The organism is Selenomonas sp. CM52, from assembly GCF_000292955.1.
GTDB lineage: Bacteria > Bacillota > Negativicutes > Selenomonadales > Selenomonadaceae > Selenomonas.
Map to the genome: position 1 here is coordinate 1 of NZ_ALNM01000037.1, position 24,774 is coordinate 24,774.

The following is a 24,774-nucleotide window of genomic DNA, read 5'->3' on the forward strand; positions in this document are numbered from 1 at the left end:
CCGCCTGCAAACGCCGCGAGCGGCTTCTTCGCTGAGCCGCCCTGCACCCTCTTCTGACGCTTGCTGCGCTTAGCCATGCGCTTCCTCCCCGTTCACGAAGAGCACCTTGCAGTACATCTCCTGCTTGTCGTGCAGCAAGGCGAACGCCTCCTCGTATTTTTCAAACGGAAAGGTATGCGTCACGAGCGCCTCAGCATCGACTGCATGGCTGCGCATCGCGTTCATCGCGTCGAGCCATTCGGCAGGGCGCGTGTTGAGGCTGCTCTTCCATGCGCCGTGCAACTCGACCTCCTTTTGCAGCAAGAGATCGTACATGAGGCCCGTCATCTCAAGGCTCTTCTCCGGCCTTCCCATGACGACGACGCGCCCGCCGCGCTTCACGGACAGCAGCGCCGTCTCCAGCGCACCGCCCTCGCCGAGACCCTCGATGCACGCATCGGCGCCGCGCCCACCCGTCAGGCGCATGACGTAGTTGTAGACGTCCGAGCCCTCGATGTCAACCGACTGCAAAAAGCCCAGCGAGCGAGCAAACGCCGCCTTCTCCATCGTTCGCGCCACGAGCACAACGTTTCGGACGTCGGCCTCGCGCGCCCAGCTCGCCAGCGCCAGACCGATCGAGCCGAGTCCGAACACCACGAGCGTCGAGCCAGGGCCTACGCCCGTCTTGCGGAAAGCATGCAGGGCCACCGCCGCCGCTCCCGTCAGCGCCGCCGCACGAAAGCTCACGTCGGGCGGCAAAAACACGAGATTTTGCTTCTTCACCGCTACGAACTCGGCCATGCCGCCCGCACGCCCCGCGCCGTAGAGCTGCATCTCGCCACAGTCGCGCGGCCTCCCGTCAAGACACGCCATGCAGCGCCCGCAAAAAAGCATCGGATACGCCGCCGCCGCGCGACCGACAAGAGCGACATCCTCCGCCTCAACGATGCGCCCCGCGAACTCATGCCCGAGGATCTGCGGCACATTGCCCTCCGGCGCGCCCATCTCGTAGACGCTCTTGACGTCGGACATGCTGATGCCCGACGCCTTGACCTCAAGCAGCACCTCGTCCTTCGTGCGCTCGGGGCGCTCCACTTCCTCCAGACGCAGATCACGCGCCCCGTACAGCCGCAATGCCTTCATCCATGCCACATCCCTTCCATCTCCCGACGCCGCACCTTCTCGCTCAGCCATGTTGCCAGCTCATCGGATGCCATATTGCCCGCTGCCACGTCGATGATGACCTCTTCGAGCACAGCGTCCTCTTCCTCCAAGGCACAGCCATTGACCGCGAGGAACACCAGCATCGAATGAAGCGCCGTGCGCTTGTTGCCGTCAAAAAACGGGTGGTTCTTCGCAATGCCATAGCACAGCCGCGCCGCCTTCTCCGTCAATGTCGGATAAAGCTCCACGCCGCCGAAACTCTGGAAGGGTGCGTTGACCGCCGAGGCCAGCAGCCCCATGTCGCGCACGCCTTTCTCCATGCGGGACGTGCGCTCCATTTCCTCGTGGAAATAAAGCACATCGTCCACCACCAACTGAATCTTGCTCATCGATTCTCCAACTCCTTGTAGAGCTTCGCGTTCTTCTTCATCAGCTCTATGGAAGCCTGCCGAATCAGCTTTGCCGCTTCGAGGCTCGTCCGGCTCGTCTTTCTTTCCATCTTTTCCTCATTTCTTGCACTCGTCATTGGCTTGCCCATGGCACACCCCTCCTCGCGCCTCGGAAATGCGTTCTTTTCCTTGCCCTATAGTATACCACACTTTGCCGCCTGCGCCTACTTTTGCTTTTTCTAGTTAAAAGGTCTTGCTTTCTTTTTCAATTTCTTTTATAATGAACGTATACGAATGAACATATCGTCACCAACGAAAGGATGTGCTGCCTCATGGCGATCACACTCGGAAACAACCTCATCCAGCACTCGACCTTGAACCGCATCAACCATACATCGAACAACCTCGCGCGTCAGATTTCGAGCGGCACGAAGCACCCGTCCGCCGTATTCGGACCTTCCGCCTATGCCATCGACATGCGCATGAATGCGAACATCGCCGCTGTCAGCCAGTCGGATGCCAATTCGCAGCGCACGAATGCCATGCTCAAGACGGCGGAAGGCGGCGTAAGCTCTTCCGTCGAAGCGCTCGGCCAGCTGCAGCAGACGCTCCTCAACGCCGCCAACGGCACGAACAGCGACTCTGACCGCCGCGATCTCGGCAAGATGGTCGATCAGACGATCGCCACGCTCAATGACAACGCCGGCATCCAGTACAACGGCATGAACCTCCTCGACGGCTCGAAGTCCGCGAACGTCGCCTCCCTCGACGGCTCGACGAGCATCACGAACCTCGGCGACATGCGTTCTTCCGCGCTCGGCCTGACGGACGCGAACGGCAAATCCACGCTGAACCTCGGCACGGACGCCGGCATCGCCGATGCCCTCGACAAGGTCACGACGGCGCTCAACAAGACGCTCGACCAGGCGACGACCATCGGCGCGGCACAGCAGCGCCTCAATTACCAGTCGGCAAACTTCGTCACGCAGGAAGAAAACCTCATGGCCGCCTCGACAACGAGCAACGGCACCGACATGGCAAAGGCCGCGAGCGAGTTCAAGAACAACGATACGCAGCAGAAGCTCTTCCTCTTCGCGCAGAAAGCGCAGATGAACACGATGGCATCCCACTACTCTGCCCTGGCTCTGCTTCGCTAAACTTGTAATATCTTCTTCCTATCGTCCGAATCAAATTTTCACTTCTATGCCATCGATAGAATGACTTGCATAACAACAAACAGATATGTTATACTGTAGATGGCAGGAATGTTGTAACGATTCCATAGTACATGCACGAAAATCCCCCCAAGATGGTACCTTGGGGGGATTTTCTATCCTCTTTCTTGCGAGCTGGGATTAAGGCTCAGGCTTGTTGCCTTTCGCTCTCGCGTCAAGCCATTGACAAAGGTAGTGGCAGACCACCCCTGCCGTGACGGAGAGAAGGAAGGTTGTAACGATATCCTCCACAGCAAATGCACCTCCTTCCCTTGCCGGTCTGGAGAGGCAACGTATAAAGTATAGCATACTTCGGCACGTTCTGCCATGCACATAGCAGAAGGAGGCTCCCGCTGCGGCGGGAGCCTCCTTCCTTATGCTCAGACGTGCGCGGCGATCATGCTGATGCCTTCGTCTTCTTCTTGATTTCCTCCTCCTCGTCATCGTCGGTATGGCTGTAGCCCTTGCCGCTGTAGTAGCCGGCACTGCCCACACCCTTGCCCAAGGCATTGGCGAGGCCTCGGTCGGCAGCTTTTGAAGAGCCGTCCGCATAGGAGCCTGCACCGCTCGAAGAGCCCGAGTTACGCAGACTGCCGCTCGCGCCCGTGCGAGCGTCGCTCGAAGAACCGACGCTCACGCCCGCTGCTGCGGCAAGACCGCGATCAACGACGCTTTCTGCACCGCCAGTTCTGCCCGCAGAACCGACAGCACTCGTTGCACCCTGCGGCTTGACAGCTGCGCCAGACTGTGCGCCCTGCGGCTTAACACTTGCGCCCAGCTGTGCGCTCGGGCTGTAGTAGCCGCCCGAGCTTGCTGTACCGCCGGCAAGCGCGGCATTGCCGCCCGTCGTACCCTGCGGCTTGACTGCCGCACCAGACTGTGCGCCCTGCGGCTTAACACTTGCGCCCTGCTGTGCGCTCGGGCGGTAGTAGCCGCCCTGACTTGCTGCGCCGCCGGCAAGCGCGGCGTTGCCGCTCGTCGTGCCCTGCGGCTTGACTGCTGCACCCGGCTGTGCGCCCTGCGGCTTAACACTTGCGCCCGGTTGTGCACCCGCTGCGCGCGCGGCTTCATTCGCCGCGCCCGTCGCGCCCTGCACCTTGCCGTTCGCACCTGCTGTGCCGCTAACGCTCGCACTGCTGCCGATGTTCGTCCCTGTGCCTTGCTGGCGGATGCCCGCACCGCTGGCATTCGCACTCGTGCCCTGCTGCGGCTTCGTGCCGCCGATGTTGACGCCCTCGCCCGTATAGGCGAGCGCGGCGTTAAGATCCTTGCTCTTGCCGAACGCGTTGCTTTCATCAAAAGCAGCCCTCTCGTACACCTTGCTGTCAGGACGTATCGTGCGCTCAGGCACGACCTTGTCGACGCGCGGTGCGACGAAGAGCTTGCTCGGCACGGAACGCAGCGTATAGTTGCTGCCGTAGTTGCCGTTCGCCAGCGTTTTCTCGCCGTTCTTCGTGTACCAGCCCAAAATCTCATACGGATCCGGGGATCTGTAGTCCACGCTGCCCTTCGGTCCATAGAAGAACACACCGCTGTTGAAGCTCTGCAAATCTTTCTTGACCTTGTCCGTCAGCGGGCTTCCTTCGTTCGCCTGCGCCGAACCGTCCGCGATGTGACCCGTGAAGTTCATGCCACCCTTACCGACGTACGTCGCCTGCCAATCGGGCAGGACGTCCAGCGTGCGGCGTCGGATAATGCCCTTGCCGTAGATGGTGTTGTCGCCCTTTGCCGTCGTGATTTCATAGTTCGCGAGGACGGGATTGTGCTCCTCATCCTTCTTGAAGGTGTAGCGCACCGGGTGATTCTTGTAGTCCTTTGCGTCGCTGTCGGCTGCATTCGCATCAACGTCGCTGTCCTTGTCGTTGCGGTAGACGCCTTGGACGCCCAGAGCAGTCTTCACGGCATCGCCCTCGCCCTTAACGAGACCGTTCGCCTCATTCTGCTCCGCACTCGCTCCGTTATAGTTGAAGCTCAGATTGCCGAGCGGATTGAGGACGTTCGCCGTGCCGTCGTAAATCTTGTTGGCGTCCTTCGCAGCATCGATCTTGATCTTACGGCGATCGATCTCGCCCCGATTTGACACAATCTGCGCCTTGCGGTCACCCGACATCAGCGAACTGCCCGCTGCATCGACCAGCATGTAGTTGTCGCTGTTCATGGCGATGTCGTACGTCACACGCCTGTTCTTGCCGACGTTCTTATTGTCGTACTCCGCTTTTGTCAGCGTCATGCCCCTCGCCTTGTCCTTGGCCTCCCAAGTCGGCTGTGCGGGGGCGAAAATGCCCGTGACTTTCGCATTCTTGTCCACGAGATTGATGTTGCCCTCGCGGAAAGCTGTCTTCGTTTCAAACGCATCCTTGCCATTGGCGTCCTTGCCTATGTACCTGCGAAGATCCTGAACTTCCTTCGTACCGTCGTACTCCTTGACGATCGGCTCATTCTTGAGTGTCGCCGTGATCGGGCGCGGCATGATCTTCGCCGTATCTTTGAGATTGTCACTGACGAGCTTATAATTGCCCGCCTTGTTCCTGCGATTGGTCAGCTCTATGCCCTCATGGTAGGTGACGTCCTGCGCCTGTACGCCGTTCTTGTCCTTCTTGACGTTCGGCGAGGCGAACCTGCCGACGTTATATGTCTGATTGAGCTTGACATCGCCTGCGTCCGCCGCGACGACACCTTCATCGCCTACAGCATCCACGAGTTTGAACGTGCGGCTATGGATATTTCCGTCCTTGACGGCATACTGCGTGCCATCGTAAATCTTGTCCGGCGCAGCCGTGCTCGCCGGATCGAACGCTACGCGCACGATGCGCGGCGTGATGCTGCCCGTGCCGAGCACGGTGTCGGTTTGCACGCCCGAGGGAAGTGCCGCCGACGGCAGCTCGTAGTTGCCCTGCTTGACGGCGTCGCCCGTCTTCTGGAGTCTATACTCCACGAGTTTGCCGTCTTTGAGGACATTGCCCTTGGCGTCTTTGAGCACGTTGCCCGCGCGGTCTCTTGCCACATCGGCATCGGCCGTGCGCGAGTCCTTGTTGAGGAAATGCGAAGCAGCTGTATCGACCGTGAAGTCTATGCCATCGTCCTTGAGCATCTTCGCCGCCTTTTCGTCCGTGACATGCAGCTTGGAGCGGAGCTCCTGCTGCTTTTTCGCCAGTTCGCCGGCGCTCAGGGAAGGTGCGGTCAGAGACGTCGTGCCGTCGTAGATCTTGCTGTAGGCGTCCGCCTGCACATCGACCTTCCTCGGCGTGATCACCGCCCTGAGTCCCGACGTATTGTCGGTATGGGTATCGGTCGCGGCATCACTCAAGCGGAGATCGGCGCCGCTCGGATTCTCCGAAAGCTCCCAATCCTTGTAGCGAGCGCCTTCGGTCTGGTTCGCCCACGCCTTGTCGCCGTTGATGCGCTTGAGTTTGTAGACGATGTCTTTGTTCAGCGTATCCATCGGATCGGCGCTGTTTTTCACATTGGCGTCGCTCTGACCGTGGTGCGCATGTCCGCCCGAGAGGTTCTCGTAGTGCGGACGGTAACCCTCGTAGTCGCCCTTCTCATCGCCGTACAGCGTATAGTCAAGCTCGATGGGACTTTCCCCCGTGCCGAGATCGACACTGAGCTTGAGCTTGTCGTGGAAGGCCTGCTTGTTATCAGGGCTCAGCGCCTTGCCGCCGATCTTGGCAAGCGGGTCTCCGTCGTACGTCTTGGAGAAGTCCGCGCCGTTCTTCAGCCACGTCTTCTTAAGGTCGAGCGTCAAAGGCTTGATGACACCCGTGCCGTAGACGGTGTTGTCGCCGTCGTAGAAGTAGTTGTTTGCGACGGAACCGGGCGTCTGCAGGCTGGCAAGGGCATCCTTGATGCCCGTAAGCTCGACGTCGCGCGCCTCGGGCGTACCGTTGAGATTGCCCTGCGGGCGCTTGACATGCTTATAGACAGCCGTATTGCCCGGCGTGTCAAGGAAGGAGCCTTCCACAGCACGGTCGCCGTAGCGTCCCGAGAGCTTCCCAGCGAAGGTGTTGGCCCTCGCATTTGCGGGGTCACTGAAGTTGAAGAACCCCGTGTCACGCTGTGCAACGCCGTCGAACTGCAGCCCCTTCTTCACGGCATTCGTGACATTGGCGTTACCGTCGTAGTTCTTGCCCCAGCCGTTCGTCTTCGTGAGCGTCAGCTGCTTCTGCCAGATGTTGCCGAGACCGTCGAACTTGTGCCCGTCATGCACCGTGCTGTCCGCGGGATCGATGAACGTCGTAGTCTCCGACGCAGCGGTCTTCAACGTATTGCCCGCCGCATCGACGACGCGAATCTGGAAGGTGTAGTTCTTGTTCGCTGCATCATCCTTGAGGCGCATCTTGTAGGTGACGTCCTTGTTCGCCGGCTGCAGCGGCCCCGTGTAATGCGGGTCGCGGTTCGCATTAGCATCCGTATATTCGCCCGTCGCGTTGAAGTCGAGCTTCTCACCATGTGCAAAGCCACTGTTCTCGTCGCCACCGATCTTGCCGTCGCCGTCGAGCGTGATGACCTTCTTCCAGTCGAGGTTCGGATTGTGTTCAACGAACTTGCCCGTCTTCTCGTCCTTCGTATAGTAGCCGCCCTTGACCTCCGTCGTGCCGTCGTAGACCTTCTGCACGAGGTGGAGCGTCAGCGCCACGCGCCTACCAAAGATCTCACCGCGCCCAAAGCCCGACGCATCGCGGTCATAGTTCTGGCTGAAGCGGTAGACGCCATCGGCACCGCGCTTCGCATCCGTCAGATGCGAATAGTCAAAGTTGCCGTCGCTTAAGGCGAACTGGAACTTGACATCCTTTCTCTTGCCGACGTCCTTCGCCGCGGTATTCGCACTCGCGACATAGTCGGCGCGCTCGACCGTATAGCCATCCGCCCTAAGGTCGAGCGGCGTGCCGTCGTCCTTCGTGTAGCGCGTGCGCATATAGTTGACATACTGCACGGGGTTCTTGACGTCCGCTGTACCGTCGTACGACTTCTTGATCGGCGTCGTCGTAAAGCCAGCCTTGAGGTCGTCACCCGTCAGGATACGCTTCGTGATCTCGCCATCGCCGTGCAGACTGTAGGTTTCGCCATTTCGCGCGACTTCCTTGCCGTTGTACGACAGGGTATAATTCGACACCTTCGTCGTTCCCGTGGGGTCGATTTGGATATTGCCGTAGTCGACGCCTTCCTTGTTGACATTCTCATCGAGATACGTCGCCGTGTAGTCCGTGCGGTTCAGATCGCCGCCGTCCGTACCTTTCCAGCCTCCCGTGATGTTCAGGAGCGTGTTGGGACTCGGGTTCTTGACCTTTTTGCCGCCGTCGTATTGCTTCGTCGCGTAGCCTGCAGTCACCGTCAAAGGTGCGCGGTTGATCTTGTTCGCCGTCGTCGTAAGGCCGTCGTTCGTCCCCGCCGCCGCATCATAGAGGACGCTGTTCGGGTGCTCCTCGTCGTAGACGACGTAGTTGTTCGCATAGTCCGTGCCGCCGGCATCCTGACCGTCGATCTTGAGCGTGTACTTGACCCACTTGTTCGCCGTATCGGACGCATCTGCAGCAGCGGCAGACGGGACGGCGGGATTTGCCACATAGGCTGCCGTCGTCGCATTCGTGCCGTAAGAGCCAGACGCAAAGACCACATCCTTCTTGCCCTCGGCGTCGTGGAATTCCACGAGGTCATTGGCATTTGCCGGCGCATTGTTGATACGCACATCCGTATCAGCGTTGTACGTCTTTTCGACGGGCTTCGTGCTCGCATAGAGCTTGCGCCTCTCGATGTCGCCCTTGGCATAGATGCTGCCGCCGTTGTGGTCGACCACCGTGCCGTCCGCCGCATTGATGAAGCGATAGTTGTTCCTGTCCGCTCCATCGCTCTGCACGGTATAGGCGACGTCGTAGCCGTTCGCGTTCGCCGCCGCCGGCGCGATGTTCGCATTCGCCACCTTCGGCGATCCGGCGGCAGTCCCCTGCTGATAGTAGCCCTTCGAGCTTCCGAGAGAAACCTCGTCGCCTGAAACGATATCCTCCTTCACCAAGGACAGGCGATCCTCGACGTCCTTGACGTCCGCCGTGCCGTCATACGCCTTGCGTGCATAGCCATCGAGCTTGACGCGCAGATCCTTCGGCGTGATCTTGCCCGTATCGTAGGCATGGTAAACGCCGTCAATCATGCGGCTGCCGTTGGCATCCGCCGTCTTGAGAGCGTCGAAATCGAAGTTGTTCAGCGTATCTTTCGTGAACTTGAGCTTGAAGAGCACCTTCTTGCCCGTGTCCACGTTCTTGTCGTCCGCCGTATCCGCAGCATTGCGATACGTCGCCGACGCCACCTTATCGACATCGAGATCGTAGAGATGGTTGTTCGAGCCGTCTGTGATCTCGCTCTTGTCGATATGACTGGTTTTCCATCCCGCAGGGTTTTCAGGCGTGCCATCCTTGACGAAGACATTGCCGTCATACGTCTTGTCCAAGTCTTTGAGCTTCAGATTGAAATTCGCACGCGTGACCTGGAACGGCGTGATCTCGCCGTCGCCTGTCATCGTGTAACCTGCCGTATCATTGCCCTGGAGCGCGTTCTTCTCGCTGTCGGCGAGATAGTAGTTCGCTGCATCCGTGCCCGTGAGCTTGATACCCGTATAGTTGACGTTGTTCTTCTTATCCTCTTCTGTCCTCGTCGCATTCTTCGACTTGTATTCACGCGCATAGACGTTGGGGGCGACGGTGTCGATCTTGACATCATCTTGTACAGGCGTGAGACTGTCATCCCACTGCTTATCATTGCCGTCAAAGAAATGCAGTCCGTCATTCGGGGAATCTACGCCGCCGACCTTGACATTAGGCGTGTTGTCGAATACTTTCGTGACCGCATCGGCCTTGAGCCTCAGCGCACGGCGGTTGATCGTGTTCGTATGCGTCGTCAACGTCGCATGGCCATTCTCATCTTGCAATTCATAGTTATTGAAGAGCGCTGAATTGCCGCTGAGAGCAAGCGTATAGTCGATCGTTCTGTTCTGATCGCCGACCTTCTTCTCCGTGTAGGAAGCCGTCGTCGCGTTTCCGAGATTGTCCTTCTTAATCAGTCCGGCTTCCGCCTGAGCAACACCGTTCTTGACGTTGTCGAACGTCACGAGCTGGTCGCCCGAAAGCTTAGCGCCGCTCTCATCGATGACGTCCTTCTTCGCATTGTACGTCTTCGTCACATTGGAGTTGACGACATGTGCATAGACGGGACGCTTCGTGATCGTGCCGACGCCGAGCGTGCGCGTAATGGTGTTGTTCGCACTGTCGTAGCTGTAGCCCACAGCCTGTCCCGCCGTATTGTTGAGATCGGCGAAATCGTAGTTCTTCAGCAGGTCATCGTTGAGCTTGAGCTTATAGGTGACATTACCCGTACCCGAATTTGCAGCTACGTTCTTGTCCAGATAGTTGGCCTCAACCAGCGTATAGCCAAGAGACTTCTCACCGATCGTGCCGCCAAGATCAACAGCAACCTTCGTGATGTAATTCGCCGCTTTCGTCGAATCGTTGTCGTACTTTACGGGAGTATCTCCGTCGTAGACCTTCTTGACGCCCGCAAAATCAAAGCGGAAATCATCTTTATTGACCTGGCGCTTTTCTATAATGCCCTTGCCCGTCATTGTATAGTAGCCGGCGTAATCCGCATCCTTGTCGAGAGGCTTTTCTCCTCCGCCTACCGCATAGACCAGACGATAATTCCCTGCATCCGTGCCCGTAAGCTTGATGCGACGATACGTCACATACTTCGCCTGATCCTGCGCAGCAGCATCCACATTGACATCCGCAGCATTGTAGTGGCGATAGTACTTGTCCGAAAGGCCTGCGCCCGTGCCGTCCTTCGACGGGTCGATCTCATTGAGCTGGACGTCGTCAAGTACACCCGTGGAGCGGTTTGCATCGTCTGCTCCCGGCGCCGATTCGTGCTTTTTCTGCGTCGCCAAGATCAGTTTGCCCTGCACCGCATCCACATTGGTATCACCGTTGTACTGCCGCCGGACGTCCGTAGGAGCCTTGACGAGAAGATCCGCCTGGGTGATCGTGCCTTTGCCCGTAAGTGGCGCATGCGCAGCATCCCATTTCTGTCCCGCATACGTCGAGCCACCGTCCGGCGCATGGTAGAAAACATAGTTCGTCTGCACACCAGTAACCTTCGGCGTATAGAGAACCTTGTCGTCTGCAACGCCGGCATTGCGATTTTGATAAGCGCCCGTCGAGATATTTGACGCATCATACAAACCATCATCCTTCGTGGCAAATCCCGCGTCCTTCTGTCCGCCATTGCCAAGACTGAGGAACGGATCTCCGCTGGTCGCTCCCTGGAGGATCAGTTTCGTCGTTCCGTCGTAGGACTTCGTGGTCATTTCCGGGTTCTTGGCGTTGCCGCTGAGGCTCACATACATCTTGCGCGACTGGATGTAGCCGACGCCTTCCTGCTCGAAGGTGATGCGATTGCCGTCCACCGTGTACTTTCCTGTTGTCGCCGCATTCCCATCGGTCCAGTTGCCAAGCTCGTAATTCCCTGCGGCATCTCCGAGAAGCTTGATCTTATATTTGACGCCATAGGCAGCGGCACCTGCGTGCAGTGTAGCGCCATCATCCTCCTGCGCGTTTGCGTTCGGTGCCTTGAAGTCTCCTGTATTGGCAAGTGTATTGTAATATACGGAGTTCGCCCGCTCAATCTCGTAGCCGATGCCCGGTTTGAGTTCCGTCCCATCGACCGTGAGCTTCCGCAGTCCGTCCGCCTCGGCACGTTCGTTCGCATCGTACGTCTTCGTGACCTTGCTCTTCAAGAGTATCTTGAGGTTGTCCTTCGTCAGGACCATCTTCGTGATATCGCCGAGGACGTCGAACGCATCGTCAATCTCATAGTTGCCGCTGTCCGCTCCCGTGAGAGCCTTCGAGATGCCCGTATATGCCACGGTATAGTCCGTGCCGCGGTTTACGGCCTTCTCAGCTTTCGTCGCGTCCTTGTAATACGTTCCCGTGATCGTAGTGCCGGTACCCGTATTGAGCGCGATCGTATCGCCCGAGATCTTGCCGTCGAGGGTATGCTTGCCATCCAGCAGCGACGCCGAAGCCTCCGAGCCGCCATTGTAGCCGCGCGTGACTGTCGAAGTAGAGGTAAGCGTCAGCTTCTTCGGCGTGATCTTGCCCGTGCCCGTCATCGTGATGGTATCGGTTGCGCCGCCGTTCGTCGTGTTCGTTCCATACTTCAGGCGATAGTTCGTCGCGGCATTCGTACCCGCGAGGCCGATCTTGTACTCGACGCCCTTGCCATCTTCAATAACATCGCCCGTCGCCGTGCGCGAGACGTCCTTGTCGGCAGTCTCCAAGCCGCTCGCCTTCTTCTTGTAGACGGCAGACGTCGCCGTGATGCTCGCGCCGTCGCCCGCGACGAGCTTGTGCTTGTCCGTCGCGCCCGCGGCATAGTCGAAGTTCGTGCCGAAGACCTTGTTCTCATCTTTGACGTTCGCATTGCCGTCATACACCTTGTCGATACCCGTCTTCTTCAAGAGGTCGAGCGTAATCGTGCGCGGTTTGATTGTGGCTGTATTCTTGATGTCATACGTGTCTGTAGTCGTAAGGTCTTTCGTCGTAGCGCCATCTTCGAACGCATAGTTTTCGAGCGCCGAGCCACTCGCTTTAAGGGTATAGGAAAGAAACTGCGCGCCGTTGGGGCTTGTAGCTGAGTAAACATCCTTCGTATTGGCATTGCTGGCGTTCTTGTAGTATGCCTTGCCGTCTGTGGCGCTGATCGTGAATTGGAGGTTGTTCTTGTCCTTTTCGACAAGACCTTTTTGCGTGTCCGTAGCAGTGCCGGCATTCGCATCGACCGCAACCTCCACCTTATGCTCCGTGCCGTCAACGAGGAGGTAGTCCTTGCCGTCGTATTCCTTCGAAGCGCCCGTGATGCTGAAGTGGTTTACATCGAGCTTGCGCCTTGCAATCGTGCCTTTCCCCCAGAGCGTGCCGCCCGAAGTCACGGCGGCAGCTGCATTCGGATCATCGTCAATGGCCTCACGGTAAAGGACATTGCCCTCCTGATCGACGAGCTTGTAGTTCTTCGTCATCCCAGGAGTCGTGCTCGTGAGCTTGACACCTTCATATGCGACATCGTGCGCGCCTGCGTTCTTTGCTTCCTCATTCGTCGCTTTCGTCTTGTACTTCGCCGTGACATCAGCCTGGTTTAGCTTTACATCACCCGATGCCACAAGCGGCGTCGCCGAATCCAAAACAAGATTGGGATTCGGCTGATAAGCAGCGCCAATGACAGCCGATGTGCCGTCATACGTCTTGTTGATCCCCGTATCCGTAGTCAGCTTCGCCTTGATCGTCTTCTGAAGGATATTGCCCGTGAGCTTCTTGTCGTTGATCTTCGTCGCATCAAATTCGTAATTGCCGTCGGCGTTGCCGAAATGCACCTTGGAGCTGTCTACATAGATCGACTTGTTGTATCCAGCATTGGGACTTAGAGCCGCGCCTGACGTCCAGTTGCCTTTCTCGCGGAACGTCACGCCGTTGGTATTTATGGTCATCGTTGCGCCATCACCGTCGACGAGCCCTTCGGTTCGCACGACGACATTGCCCGCCGTGAGCGCTGCTTTGAACGCATCTCCGGCGTTCGCTGTGCCGTCGTACTCACGCTGGATTTTGCCCATCTGGCCAACATCACCGATAACCTTGCGCTTGTCGATCGTGACGTTCGCACCCGCGATGTCGTAGCCGTGCTGCCCGCTGACGAGCATGGCTTCCTTGCCCGCATTGCGTCGGCCGCCGCCGCCGCCTTTGCCCTGCGAGTCCGCTTTGTTCAGTTCCACAAGGCTGCGATCCTTCGCGCCGTAGAGCTTGATGTCATCATCCGTCGTACCTACGCTCGTGACGGGCGTGTAGTTGTCGCCGTCCTTATGCGCGATCTTCAGATAGTCGGCATTGTAAGTGCGCTTGGTGATGTCCTTGCCCCCATTGCTCTCCGTACCTGGGCGCTTGACATAGCTGCCGTTCGTCTTGTCCTCCGCTTGCACCGTATAGCCGGAAGCGATATTGTCCGAATGCCCGTGATTCGCCTGCTGAAAATCGGCATACGAATACTCCGCCTGCACTGTCCCTTTCATAAAGGCGGTAAGAAGCGGCGTCGACTGCCCCGCGAAGATGCGCCATGTCTTGTTCGCACCACCCTCGTCGGAGATGTCCCAACCAGCGTAGGTTGCTGCCTGTTTGGCATCCTTTTCCACCGGTGTACCGCTAGGTACAACAAGGGTTGCTTTACCATTAGAATTCTTGGTATAGGAGTTAAAAATAAAATTTTGGGTCGTTGGTGCAGTCAAATCGGCAGTCGTAGTATATGCGTCTTTAATAAAACTGCCTGCAACATAATTGTCCAAAACCTGATAAACACCAGCAGAAACTCCACCTGTAGTTGTCCCAGTATTATAAACAGCATATATCTTGACATTGCCAGTTATAGCTCCAGCCAGTCCTCCCCCTTGCGTCACAGTCGCAGCATTATAGGCATGATCTAATGATGAACCATCCAACATTCCAACGATGCCGCCTGCATAGCTTCCCGCACCAATACTTGTCGTCGATTCATTATAGACGGCACTAATAACCGTGTTTTCTTTGGCATGACCGACAAGACCGCCGCCATATTGAACAGAGGAAAGATTTGCATTCTTCAGCCCGACGTTCATAATGGTCGCGCCTTTTGTCGTGCCGAACAGTCCCACATATTCCGCACTCGTGCCCGCGCCAAGCGTCAAACCTGAGATTTCATGGAACATGCCATCGAATTTGCCCTTGAACGGATCCGTGCTCGTGCCATACGGCGTATGCGTGCCGGTCAGGGTGATATCGCTGCGCAGCATATAGTTCTTGTTCTTTTCCATGAGGTCCAGCTCATATTCCGAGCCAATCAGCTTGTACAGATTGTCCCCCGTCAAGTTTTTGTACTTTCCTCCAGCTCCTACGGTCGGCAGAGGATCTCCTGGTAAGACTCCGGTATTCGTATGACCGACATGCACATAGCCCGTATACGGGCGCACCGTCTTTGTGCCACCCGCCTCCACCTTCAGTGGATCTGTATTGGCAAGCGTATAGACCTCGCTCGACTCGATATTCGCATCGTTCATGATGCGAACGCTCCTGCCCTCGAGGACAATCTTAGCTGCTTTCAAGTTCTTCCCAGAGGTATTATCGACGAGGCTGACGACATCGGCTTTTGCCGACGAAGCCGCCTTCCCGTTTGCTGGCGTGTCAATGACAGTACCATCGCCGATCTTGCTGCTGTTCGCAGCCTGCGAATAGTCGACACCCGTCAAATCCTGCGTCGTCACATACAGATTGCCGACATCGACGCTCGCACCCTTGCCGAAGATGACGCCATGCGTGTTGGCGATATAGACGTTGTTGCCGCCCTTCATCTCGCCGTCGATATGCGACGTCACATTGCCCGTGACGATATTGAGGTAATTGTTCGTCTTTGCGCCGCCATCAAACTGCACAGTCTCACCGCTCTTGACGGAAAAATCCTTCCAGCCGATGACATTGTTCGTCGTGGTGCTCGTGATGTTCGTCGTCGTTCCTGACTGACTGATCGCGGCACTGCCTGCACGCACGCCATTATTCGCTGGGCCGCCGCCGTCAGCAATCGGCGCACCGTGCGCCGTCGAGGCAATGCCGAGGAGGCCGGCAAAGAGACCAAGGCTGACTTGACAAGCCAAGGCGTCCTTCTTGCTCATTCCTCTCATTTCTTATCTTCCTTTCTATCGCAAGAGAAGCCACCACAAGATGTGGTGGCTTTCTTTCCTTCTCGACTCCTGCCTCGGCAGGGCATTGAGGCGGCAAAAGCCACCTGTATACTTACTGCAGCAAGCTCAGCACGCCGCTCGACGACTGGTTCGCCTGTGCGAGCATGGCCTGCGCCGTCTGCGTGAGGATATTGCTCTTCGTGTAGTCCGTCATCGCCTTCGCCATATCGGCGTCGCGAATCGTCGACTCGGCACCCTGCGTGTTCTCGCTCGCCGTGATGATGTTTGACGACGTGAACTGCAGACGAGCCTGCGCCGCGCCGAGCACCGTCTGCTGATCGAGACACATGCCGATGGCGTTCTCGATGACATTGACCGCCGCATTGGCGCGTGCGCGCGTCGTGACCTGAATCGCCTTTGAGTCAGACCCCATCATGCCGAGCGCCTTCGCGTGCATATCGGTGAAGCCGACCTTGACCGCCTGGTTCGAGCGGGTGCCGATCTGGAAGACCATAGCATTGTCGGGCGTCGGATCTTGGGCGCGCACCGTCATCTGGAACTTGTCGAACATATTGTTCTGCGCCTTCTTGATATTGCCCTGTGAATCGGTCAGGCAGAAGGTCACGCCGCCAATCTGACCCGTCGTGCCGCCATTCTTCGCGCGAATCGTCAGAGCATCCTTGCCGTCCGCTGTAACGACATCATGCCCATACTGATCAATGCCGACCTTGGACAATCCATTAGGTGCCGGGCCTTGATAAGCCTCCAAATCCGTATTGCCCGGATCTGGAACAAACTTTCCAGTTCCACTTGCAGTATTAGTAAAACAAGCCGTCAAGTTAAAGCTTCCGACGCGGAACGTCTTCTCGTATGTCTTGCCATCTTTGACATAGGAAACAGTCATCCAGTCCGTTGGCAAAATCCCCAAACTATTCCCATTACGATCCTTGTAATTGGTCAATGCCGTACCCGACGGATTCGTCCCCTCGGCAAACGACTGATTCGCCCAAGAGGATTTCGTGCCGCCACCATCTGGGAGCACCTGGTTATTGTACGTGCCGCTCATCAGAATCTTGCCGTTGTACTGGATGTTCGCGTTGTCGTTGATCTGGTCGACCATCGCGTCCATTTCCTTCTGAATCGTCGCGCGGTCGTCATCGGTATTCGTGTCGTTCGCCGCATTGATGCACTTCTCCTTGAGTGTGCGCAAGATCTCGACGGTCGAGGCGACAGCGCCCTCGGCGACCTTCATCATGCTGTTGCCGTTCTGCGTGTTCTGGTTGTCCTGATCGAGCGCACGGATCTGCACGCGCATGCGCTCAGAGATCGACAGGCCGGACGGATCGTCGCCCGCGCTCGTGATCTTCATGCCCGAGGAAACCTGTGCAAGGCTCTTCGCACGGTCCTTCTCGTTCTTGTTCAGCGTGTTCAGCGTATTCGCTGCCTGCATATTGTTCTTTACTACTAGTGGCACAGCAAAAACCTCCCTGATCATTGACGCCACAGCCAAAGAAACGCGCTTCCTTACGCTGCGACTGTCTTCCCTGATATGCCCAGAGGTCTCCGCCGACCTCCCTATCACTTTACAGCAATTATATCGTAGCTTCCTCCATTTTCCTTAAGCAAGGCGATGATTTTTTTTGCCATGAAGCCCCAAGAGGTCAAGCCGAAGGCGCTGACCTTTCGCCGTTTTCCCATATTCTCCGATCACACGAGCAGCTTCTTCAGCTTCTGCAGCGCACGCCGCTTGACGACGGCGGCATAGGCAGCGCTGAGACCGAGCTTCGCGGCGGCTTCCTTGAGACTCCAATCCGCAAGATAGACGAGCGACAGAAGCTCCTTCTCGCGCTCCGACAGCGTCCTCATCGCAGCGAAGAGCGCATCCTTGAGCGCGAAGTTTGCAGCCGTGCCGCCTGCGGCATCATCTACGACAGACTCCCAGAAGCTCTTGCCCTCCTCGTCATCTCCCGGATGCACCTCGCGCTGCCAATAGGCACGCTCGCGGCGGAAGAAGGTATGCAGATCGCCGTAGACGCGGCGCTTGGCAAAGCCCTCGAACGGCACGCCGAGCGCCGCGTCGAAATCGCGCACGGCGCGCAGGAAGCTCTCGCGTGCCGCCTGCAAAGCGTCCTCAAATACGGTGCGCAGATGGCGTTGCCGCGCCGCGCGAAAGAACATCCCCTGAAACTTCTCGCAAAGTTCTGCCAGAACTTCGCCATTTCCCCTCTGCGACTGTAAAACCATTTCGTTGATCGTCATTTTCCTCACCCTTGGGCGAGGAACCGGCTCCTCTATGTATTAGCGCTTGCCGCTATTGTAGCGAAGAGGATGCGGCAGGCGCAAAAGCCGAGTGATGGTTGACTCGACGGGAAGTTTGGGAGGAACGGCGCGTACACGAACGGCGGCAGGAGAAGACGACGCGTGTGCCTTGCATGCGATTACGGAATATGTTATACTGTGGGTGGCAAACGTTGTGATCAAATTCGGTACGCGAAAAGCCCCCCAAGGTGCTAGCTTGGGGGGCTTTTCTATTCTTCACGCCATACAGCAAAGAGCGCCGCAGCCCATTTCGCTGCGGCGCTCTACGCACGTTCTTTCATTTTCTTCTATTTCCTTCCTAAAGCGGCACGATTCCATGCCTTCTGCCAGAAGAGGCGGCGCAGTACGGCAGCTTCGGTCTTTGCATCGAGGTCTTGACGCAGGATTTCCGCCGCGCGAAGATGGGCGGCGAGGGTTGCCGCGCCCCAAAGCGCACGGATGCGCCTGCCACAGGAAAGCTCGATCTCAGCCGACTCTTCAGCGCGAACGAGCTGCGCGTGCATGGCATTCACGACGCCCATCGCCGCATCGCCTCGAATGCGCGGCCGCCGTGCGCGAAAGGGCACGAGCACGAGTTCCGATGCAATCGCCAAGGGCGCCGTCTGCGCAAGCGCCGTGCGCTCCTTCGCCCACGCACGCAGCAGCGGCAGAGAACGGCAATGACGCCTTGCCAAACGCTCCAGCACAGTGCGCAGACGCGCCCGCACGAGACGATCCGTACCGTCCGCCAAGAAAAGGCGCGTGGCGTCGCCCTCCCCATCGACATATTCGGGCAGCGCCGCCTCGATCTCCCAATCCTCAGGCAAATCCCAATACTTCATTCCTTCTTCCTCCCATCTTATCCAAACATTTGTTCGCTAAATCAGTATAGCATATAGAACATACGTTTGGCAAGTGTTCTCATGCAGCGCTCCTCTTGAAATATTTCCTGCAGCTGCCGCCCGCTACAAACGGCGGCAAGACAGATTCGGAGGATATCGCGGCACAAAAAGACGGTGCATATGCCGAATGCGACATATGCACCGTCTCATTTTCATTTTTAGTTTAAGACTGCTTCCTTTGTCAGGCAAAGCGCTTCCTTGAAAAGAAGGTCTCGTCGTACAACAGCCCTTCGAGCGTGTAGAAGCCGAGGCGCGTCAGAAGCTCCAAGACGTAGGGATTGTCGAGCGGCGTGCGGTACGGCGAGCGCTTGCCGTACGCCTTGACATGCTCCTTCGCCTCTTCTTGCGGAATGAGCTTCTTCGGACCGCCGACACAGCCGCCCGCGCAGCCCATGCCCTCGAAGAAGTTCGCCTTGACCTCTCCTTCCATGAGGGCGTTGAGCATCTGCTTGCACTCGGCGACGCCGTTCGCATGGCGCGAGCGCACCTTGATCGCACGCTCGGGATTCAGCCGGTCAAGCGTCATCTGCACCGCCTGGGATACGCCGCCTGCGTAGGCGTAGATGCGTCCCGCTTCCGACGAGTAGACGCGCTTCTTGTCCGACTGATCCTGCGGCTGAATGCCGAGGCGATCAAAGATGTCCTTGCACTCCTGGAACGTCAGCACATGGTCGATGGCGCCGACGAGGTCAGGATCTTTCGCCTCCGTCTTCTTCGCCATGCACGGCCCTAAAAACACGGTCAAGGCGTCAGGATAGAGCTTCTTCACCGTGCGTCCTGCAGCGATCATCGGCGAGACGGACGGCGGCACATGCGGCATGAGATGCCGGAAGCTCTTCTTGATCATCGCCACCCACATGGGACAACAGCAGCTCGTGAGCATGTAATCCGACTCCGACTGAATGTTGCGGTCGAACTCCAAAGCTTCCTTGAGCGTCAGGATGTCGGCGAAGAGCGCGACTTCGACGAGACCGTCGAACCCCATCTTGCGGAAGGCATTGCGGATCTGCCCCGTCTTGACATCGTGATACTGTCCGAGGAACGCCGGCGCGAGCAGGATGTACGCCTTGCGCCCCGCCCGCTTGCCCGCGAGGACGTCTTCCAAGACGGCATGCGCATCCTTCGTGAGCGCTTTCTTCTGCCCTTCGTCCGAAAGCTTTTCCTCGCCCCAGACCGGCTCATGCACTGTCGGATGGAAAAGACAGTTGAGCTGCTCGGGATCGTACTCGAACTCCTCTCGCCCTGTGGCCTTTTTCAGCGCTTCACGGTAGAAATCCTCGATTGTCTGCATGAAGAATCCCCCTTTTCTATGCCATTCCCTCCAGTTATATTATAGCTTGTTTTTATATTCCTGTCAGCCAAAGAATCTTTGAATCATAAATTTTTATAAAAAAAGGGATTGACAGTATACGTATTTTCTCCTATAATAGTCAACGTTGACAGCAACGCTCGTCAATGGGGTATCGCCAAGTTGGTAAGGCACGGGATTCTGAATCCCGCATGCGTTGGTTCGAGTCCAGCTACCCCAGCCATGCAAATCGCGCCGCATCTGCGGCGTTTTTTTGTGCCCGAAAACGATGCAAAAAGAAGCTGCCCGCTCTTTTAGGGAGCACAGCAGCTTTCAAGAACGCAGATTCTTCACGAAGGATTTCCCTTCCTGCTGCGCCTTCACATATCTGCCAAAAGCAGCTTCAGCGCAAGCTGCTTTTCCATCGGCAGCTTGCGGATCAACTCCAATAAATGCGGGTCGATGCCGTCCGCTTCCTGCCCACGCGCAGGTGCGGACTTCGCGACGATATTGTTGAGCTCTTCGACGGTCAGATCGAGCGCACGGCAGATCTTCAGCACGTTGTCCATCGCCGCGCCGCCGATGGAGCCATTCAATATGGAAAGAAGCGTCGTGTACGGCATGTGGATCTTCGCCGCGAATTCCTTGAGATTGCAGCCGTTCGATTTGATCAGCGACTTGACATAGTCCTCACGCGTCACGCTTTCGCCTCCTTTTTGCCGCGCATGTATTTCATTTCGTATATTTCACAATACGAGTTCATCGCTCACTGCGCCAAAAGCTCCTTGTACTTCGCCCTCTTTTCGGGCGGAATCAAAAGTGCGTTCATCGCTTCATCTTCTGACAACTGCATCGTCTGCATGATTGTCCGCAAACTCTCCAAACGATCACGCTCCATGCCCCAGTTAATACCTTCCTGACGAATCTCGTCCATGATCTTGCACATCTCGACTCGACCTCCTTCTTCGTTCTTGAAAAAACTCGCTCGATTTCTCAGTTCTTCATAATACATCTTCTCCGCATCTTGACAAAAGAAGTCGTGCATCAGCCTGCCCAACGGCGTCTCATCCTGTATTGTACCGTTGACGTAGATGATATGTGATCGATCACCAAAGCCTTCGCCCGTTTCTTTGATTGTTCGCTCAATATGATAGCGCGAAAGCCCCTTGCCTAAAACGTCTTTTTCCGTAATAAACACCACATACGTCTCGGGCAATTCCGTCACTTCCTCGCCTTTCTGGAGTTCCCTCGCATCCATCATGCTGCTGTTGAATCGCGCTCTCTCAGGCACAGCCCCTCGATCGTCCCGCTGCACCTCGATGTTCATGAGCCTCTCGCCCGCTCGCGCGAAGGCGTCGAACCTCACACCGCGGCCATGGAGGCTGTCCGTCGTCTTCTGCACCGTGACGCTCTCGACAATCAATTCCGGCAGCGCCAGGATGATGCGCAGGATGCACGCCATCCCCGCGAGATAGCCGTCCATACATACGTTGAAGAACGTATCATCCATCAGGCACAAGCGCTCGATGCAGCTTTTATATCGCTCCTTCTGTCCGTCCATCTGAATCGCCATGCCGTCTGCCTCCTCTCGCCCCCATTATACTACGACAGGAGCAAAACGAGCAACCTTCCGCCTCGCATGGCATGTGCCAAAATGTTCTCCTTCAAAATGTCGCCGCAATAATTTTCTTTTTTTCGTTGGAAATTCCTCGATTTTATATTGATAAATCTGAAAATTTATGATACCATGAACTTGTCAAGAAAAAGTGGCTTTTGCGTCTCTTGGAAACGAAAAATCGTATTGCTTGTCAGGCTGTAGTGAAATTTCGTTTCATGTCCAAGAATATTTCCTGCACGGCGCAAAACTCAAAGCACCGCGCTGCGCGGCAGCGCTCGGGCAGATCGGCAGACACGGAGAGGCTTCATCTTATCCGTGCTTTTGAAGAAAGGAGAACGATATGGAGAAGGCAACGGTCGTCGTCATCGGAGGAGGAGCTACGGGCGTCGGCATTCTGCGCGATCTCGCCATGCGCGGCATCGACGTGCTGCTGCTCGAAAAGGAAGATCTCGTCAACGGCGCTAGTTCGCGCTACCACGGTCTTCTGCACAGCGGCGGACGCTACGCCGTCAAGGATCAGGAGGCTGCCAAGGAGTGCATCGAGGAGAACACGATCCTCCGAAAGATCGGCAAGTCGTGCGTCGAGCCGATCGGCGGCATGTTCGTGCGTCTCGACTCGGACGATGCGGACTTCGAGGCGAGCTGGGTCGAAGGCTGTCGGGCGAGCGGCATCGAGGCGCGCCCCTTGACGCTCGATGAGGCTTTCCGCATGGAGCCGCGCCTGTCGCGTCACATCGTCTCGGCCTACGCCGTGCCCGACGCGGCGATCGACGGTTTCCGCATGTCGTGCCAGAACGTCGCTTCCGCCGTACGCTACGGCGGCCGCTACAAGACATACGCCGAAGTCGTCGGCATCTTGCAGAAGAACGGCGAGCTCGAAGGTGTGCGCGTGCGCAATCGCTTCTCGGGCGAGGAATACGACATCGCCTGCGACATCCTCGTCAATGCGGCGGGCGGCTGGTGCGAGAAGGTCGCAGAGCTTGCGGGACTCAACGTCCCCGTGCAGCCCGACAAGGGCACGCTCATCGCCTTCAACCAGCGCCTCGCGAACCACGTCGTCAATCGCCTGCACAAGCCGTCGGACGGCGACATCTTCGTGCCGCACGGCTCGATCACGATCCTCGGCACGACGTCGATGAGCATCGACGATCCCGAGGACACGAGCTCGTCCTATGAGGAGATCGAGGCATTGATGAAGATCGGTGAAGAGACCTTCGAGGATCTTCGCCACTACCGCATTCTGCGCGCCTTCGCCGGCTCGCGTCCGCTCTACAAGCAGCCGGGCGCATCGGGCCGCGGCGCGTCGCGCGGCTTCGTGATTCTCGACCACGAAAAAGACGGGCTCAAGGGCATGATGACGATCGTCGGCGGCAAGTTCACGACGTACCGTCTGATGGCGGAGCGCATCAGCGACCAGATCGCCGAGAAGCTCAACGTCAAGACGCCGTGCCGCACGGCCGACGAGCCGCTCGTGCCCGAAGTCAGCGAGGAGGCGAAGAAGAAGGCGGCGAAGTACTTCCCGTCCTTCGGCACGAACCTCGCGGCAACGCGCCTCGGCCCGGACGCCTTCGAGCGCGTCGCCAAGCGCCTCGAAGAGGAGCCGGAGTCGCGCGCGCTCGTATGCGAGTGCGAGAACATCACGCTCGCAGAGATCGAGGAGATCGCAAAGAGCGCGGACAGCCACATCATCAACGACATCCGGCGCCGCACGCGCCTCGGCATGGGCACGTGCCAGGGCAATTTCTGCAGCCTGCGCGCCGCCGGCATCTTCGGACGCGTCGGCAGCACAGAGGGCGCGAAGGATTCGCTCGGCCAGCTCAAGGGCTTTTTGCAGGGCCGCTGGAAGGGCGTGCGCCCCGTCCTCATGGGACGCAACATCCGCGAGACGGAGATGACGCGAGCTCTCTACGAGCTTTCCTTTAATGTCAATGGAGGCAAGAAAGCATGAAACAACGGGACGTAGCAATCATCGGCGGTGGCTTTGCCGGTCTCATGGCTGCCATCGTCTGCGCCAAAAACGGCAAAAAAGCGAGCGTATTCCTCTACGGCTCGGGTTCTTTCCCCTTGAACAGCGGACTCATCGACCTCCTCGGCTACGACGAAGCACACACATGGGTGAAGGATCCCCTGGCGGCAATCGAGCAGCTGCCCGCCGAGCATCCTTACCATAGAATCGGCAAAGCTTCCATCGAGGAAGCTGCCGACTTCTTCCTCAAGCTCATGGAAGAGGAGGGCTTCCCCTACTGCGGCAGCCTGCATGAGCAACAATCCGCTGTGACGCCCGTCGGCACCTTGAAGCCCTCGTGCCTTGTGCCTTCATCCATGCAGGCGCCGGACTTCACCGGCAAGGACGTCATCGTCGTCGGCGTCAAGGGGCTCAAGGACTGCTACCCCGAGATGATCGCGGCGAACCTCGCCGATGCGCTCAAGGAAGCTTCGAGCATCCGCACGTTCGAGGTCATGCCTGAAGCCGTCGCCGAGCGCGATCTCTCGATCCTCGACGCCGCACGCTGGCTTGAGGGCGACGGTGCAACGACGGTCAGCCGCCAACTCTCCGCCGAGGACGGCGCAAACCGCGTCTTCATCTTCCCGCAGATCCTCGGCGTGCGTGGACAAAGGGTCTTCAAAAAGCTGCAGGCAGCGATGAAGGGAAAGATCCTTGAGACGACCGCCATGCCGCCCTCGGCGAACGGCATGCGCCTGCGCGATGTGCTCATGAAAGCGGCGCGCCGCATGGGCGTCGAATTCTTCGAAAACGCGCACGTCACGGGCTTTTCGGCAGATGGCAAGCGTTGCCTTTCCATTCGCGTCACAGGCGTCCACGAGAAGGACTACCGCGCCGAGAAGTTCATCCTCGCGACGGGTGGCTTCTACAGCGCCGGACTCATCTCCGAGAATCCCGGAGAAGCCTATGAGCCGATCTTCGATTTGCCCGTCGCGTGCGAAAAAGACCCCGAGAAGTGGACGGCTGCCGACATCTTTGATGCTCAGCCCTTCATGAAGGCGGGCATCCGCACGGACGAAATGCTTCGCCCCGTCGATGAAAAAGGCGCACTCGTCTTCGAAAATGTCCACGTCATCGGGCGCGAGCTTGCCGGATGCGACTTCTGTCGCGAGCATTCAGGCAACGGCGTGGCGCTGGCGTCGGCCTACAAAGCGGCACAGGCGTGAAAGGAGCGGAAT

The 24,774-nt window shown here is 57.6% G+C and carries 14 protein-coding genes and 1 tRNA gene; 4 read left to right on the plus strand and 11 right to left on the minus strand.

What is annotated here, in order from left to right:
• Positions 1-69: 69 nt before the first annotated feature.
• Genes HMPREF1153_RS09415 through HMPREF1153_RS12955 form a run of 3 tightly spaced genes read right to left on the minus strand, consistent with a single transcriptional unit; the run spans position 70 to position 1,681 of the window.
• Complete coding sequence (locus HMPREF1153_RS09415) at positions 70-1,173, minus strand: alcohol dehydrogenase catalytic domain-containing protein (RefSeq protein ID WP_232208270.1); 1,104 nt, start codon at positions 1,171-1,173, stop codon at positions 70-72.
• Positions 1,119-1,532 (minus strand): type II toxin-antitoxin system death-on-curing family toxin, encoded by a 414-nt coding sequence (locus HMPREF1153_RS09420; protein ID WP_009646733.1) that lies wholly within the window; start codon positions 1,530-1,532, stop codon positions 1,119-1,121. Before HMPREF1153_RS09420 ends, HMPREF1153_RS09415 begins: the two co-directional genes overlap by 55 nt.
• Positions 1,529-1,681, minus strand: coding sequence for a hypothetical protein (locus HMPREF1153_RS12955; protein WP_009646744.1), 153 nt, complete (start codon positions 1,679-1,681; stop codon positions 1,529-1,531). Before HMPREF1153_RS12955 ends, HMPREF1153_RS09420 begins: the two co-directional genes overlap by 4 nt.
• 183 nt (positions 1,682-1,864) lie before the next feature.
• Here HMPREF1153_RS12955 and HMPREF1153_RS09425 point away from each other — a divergent pair, with 183 nt between their 5' ends.
• Positions 1,865-2,689 carry a flagellin gene (locus tag HMPREF1153_RS09425; protein WP_009646727.1) on the plus strand — a complete coding sequence of 275 codons (825 nt, stop codon included), beginning with the start codon at positions 1,865-1,867 and terminating at the stop codon, positions 2,687-2,689.
• Between the two features lie 198 nt (positions 2,690-2,887).
• On the opposite strand, the gene HMPREF1153_RS12960 is transcribed toward HMPREF1153_RS09425, so the two are convergent.
• The 6 genes from HMPREF1153_RS12960 to HMPREF1153_RS09450 form a co-directional block, all read right to left on the minus strand.
• Positions 2,888-2,998, minus strand: coding sequence for a nitrate reductase (locus HMPREF1153_RS12960; RefSeq protein ID WP_198003347.1), 111 nt, complete (start codon positions 2,996-2,998; stop codon positions 2,888-2,890).
• 145 nt (positions 2,999-3,143) lie between these two features.
• On the minus strand, positions 3,144-15,476 hold the full coding sequence (locus HMPREF1153_RS09430) for a two-partner secretion domain-containing protein (protein ID WP_232208271.1): 12,333 nt from the start codon (positions 15,474-15,476) through the stop codon (positions 3,144-3,146).
• Between the two features lie 121 nt (positions 15,477-15,597).
• Positions 15,598-16,959: a flagellin N-terminal helical domain-containing protein gene (locus tag HMPREF1153_RS09435; protein ID WP_037370498.1), complete on the minus strand. Its 1,362-nt coding sequence runs from the start codon at positions 16,957-16,959 to the stop codon at positions 15,598-15,600.
• A 233-nt stretch (positions 16,960-17,192) separates the two neighbouring features.
• Positions 17,193-17,744 (minus strand): sigma-70 family RNA polymerase sigma factor, encoded by a 552-nt coding sequence (locus HMPREF1153_RS09440; protein WP_009646753.1) that lies wholly within the window; start codon positions 17,742-17,744, stop codon positions 17,193-17,195.
• A 347-nt stretch (positions 17,745-18,091) separates the two neighbouring features.
• Positions 18,092-18,625 (minus strand): hypothetical protein, encoded by a 534-nt coding sequence (locus tag HMPREF1153_RS09445; RefSeq protein ID WP_009646742.1) that lies wholly within the window; start codon positions 18,623-18,625, stop codon positions 18,092-18,094.
• Between the two features lie 241 nt (positions 18,626-18,866).
• Complete coding sequence (locus HMPREF1153_RS09450; RefSeq protein WP_009646749.1) at positions 18,867-19,976, minus strand: [Fe-Fe] hydrogenase large subunit C-terminal domain-containing protein; 1,110 nt, start codon at positions 19,974-19,976, stop codon at positions 18,867-18,869.
• A gap of 165 nt (positions 19,977-20,141) precedes the next feature.
• On the opposite strand from HMPREF1153_RS09450, the gene HMPREF1153_RS09455 reads away from it, so the two are divergent.
• Positions 20,142-20,217 (plus strand) — tRNA-Gln (locus HMPREF1153_RS09455).
• Positions 20,218-20,353: 136 nt separating this feature from the next.
• On the opposite strand, the gene HMPREF1153_RS09460 is transcribed toward HMPREF1153_RS09455, so the two are convergent.
• Together HMPREF1153_RS09460 and HMPREF1153_RS09465 are read right to left on the minus strand one after the other, a co-directional pair.
• Complete coding sequence (locus tag HMPREF1153_RS09460; protein ID WP_009646750.1) at positions 20,354-20,674, minus strand: helix-turn-helix domain-containing protein; 321 nt, start codon at positions 20,672-20,674, stop codon at positions 20,354-20,356.
• 65 nt (positions 20,675-20,739) lie between these two features.
• Entirely contained in the window at positions 20,740-21,546 is an 807-nt protein-coding gene (locus HMPREF1153_RS09465; protein ID WP_009646731.1) for a PD-(D/E)XK nuclease family transposase, read from the minus strand.
• Positions 21,547-21,931: 385 nt separating this feature from the next.
• Here HMPREF1153_RS09465 and glpA point away from each other — a divergent pair, with 385 nt between their 5' ends.
• Both glpA and glpB read left to right on the plus strand, forming a co-directional pair.
• Complete coding sequence (glpA, locus tag HMPREF1153_RS09470; protein WP_009646726.1) at positions 21,932-23,539, plus strand: anaerobic glycerol-3-phosphate dehydrogenase subunit GlpA; 1,608 nt, start codon at positions 21,932-21,934, stop codon at positions 23,537-23,539.
• The gene (glpB, locus tag HMPREF1153_RS09475) at positions 23,536-24,762 is read left to right on the plus strand and encodes an anaerobic glycerol-3-phosphate dehydrogenase subunit GlpB (RefSeq protein ID WP_009646752.1); all 1,227 of its coding nucleotides are present in this window, start codon (positions 23,536-23,538) and stop codon (positions 24,760-24,762) included. Before glpA ends, glpB begins: the two co-directional genes overlap by 4 nt.
• Positions 24,763-24,774: the final 12 nt, after the last annotated feature.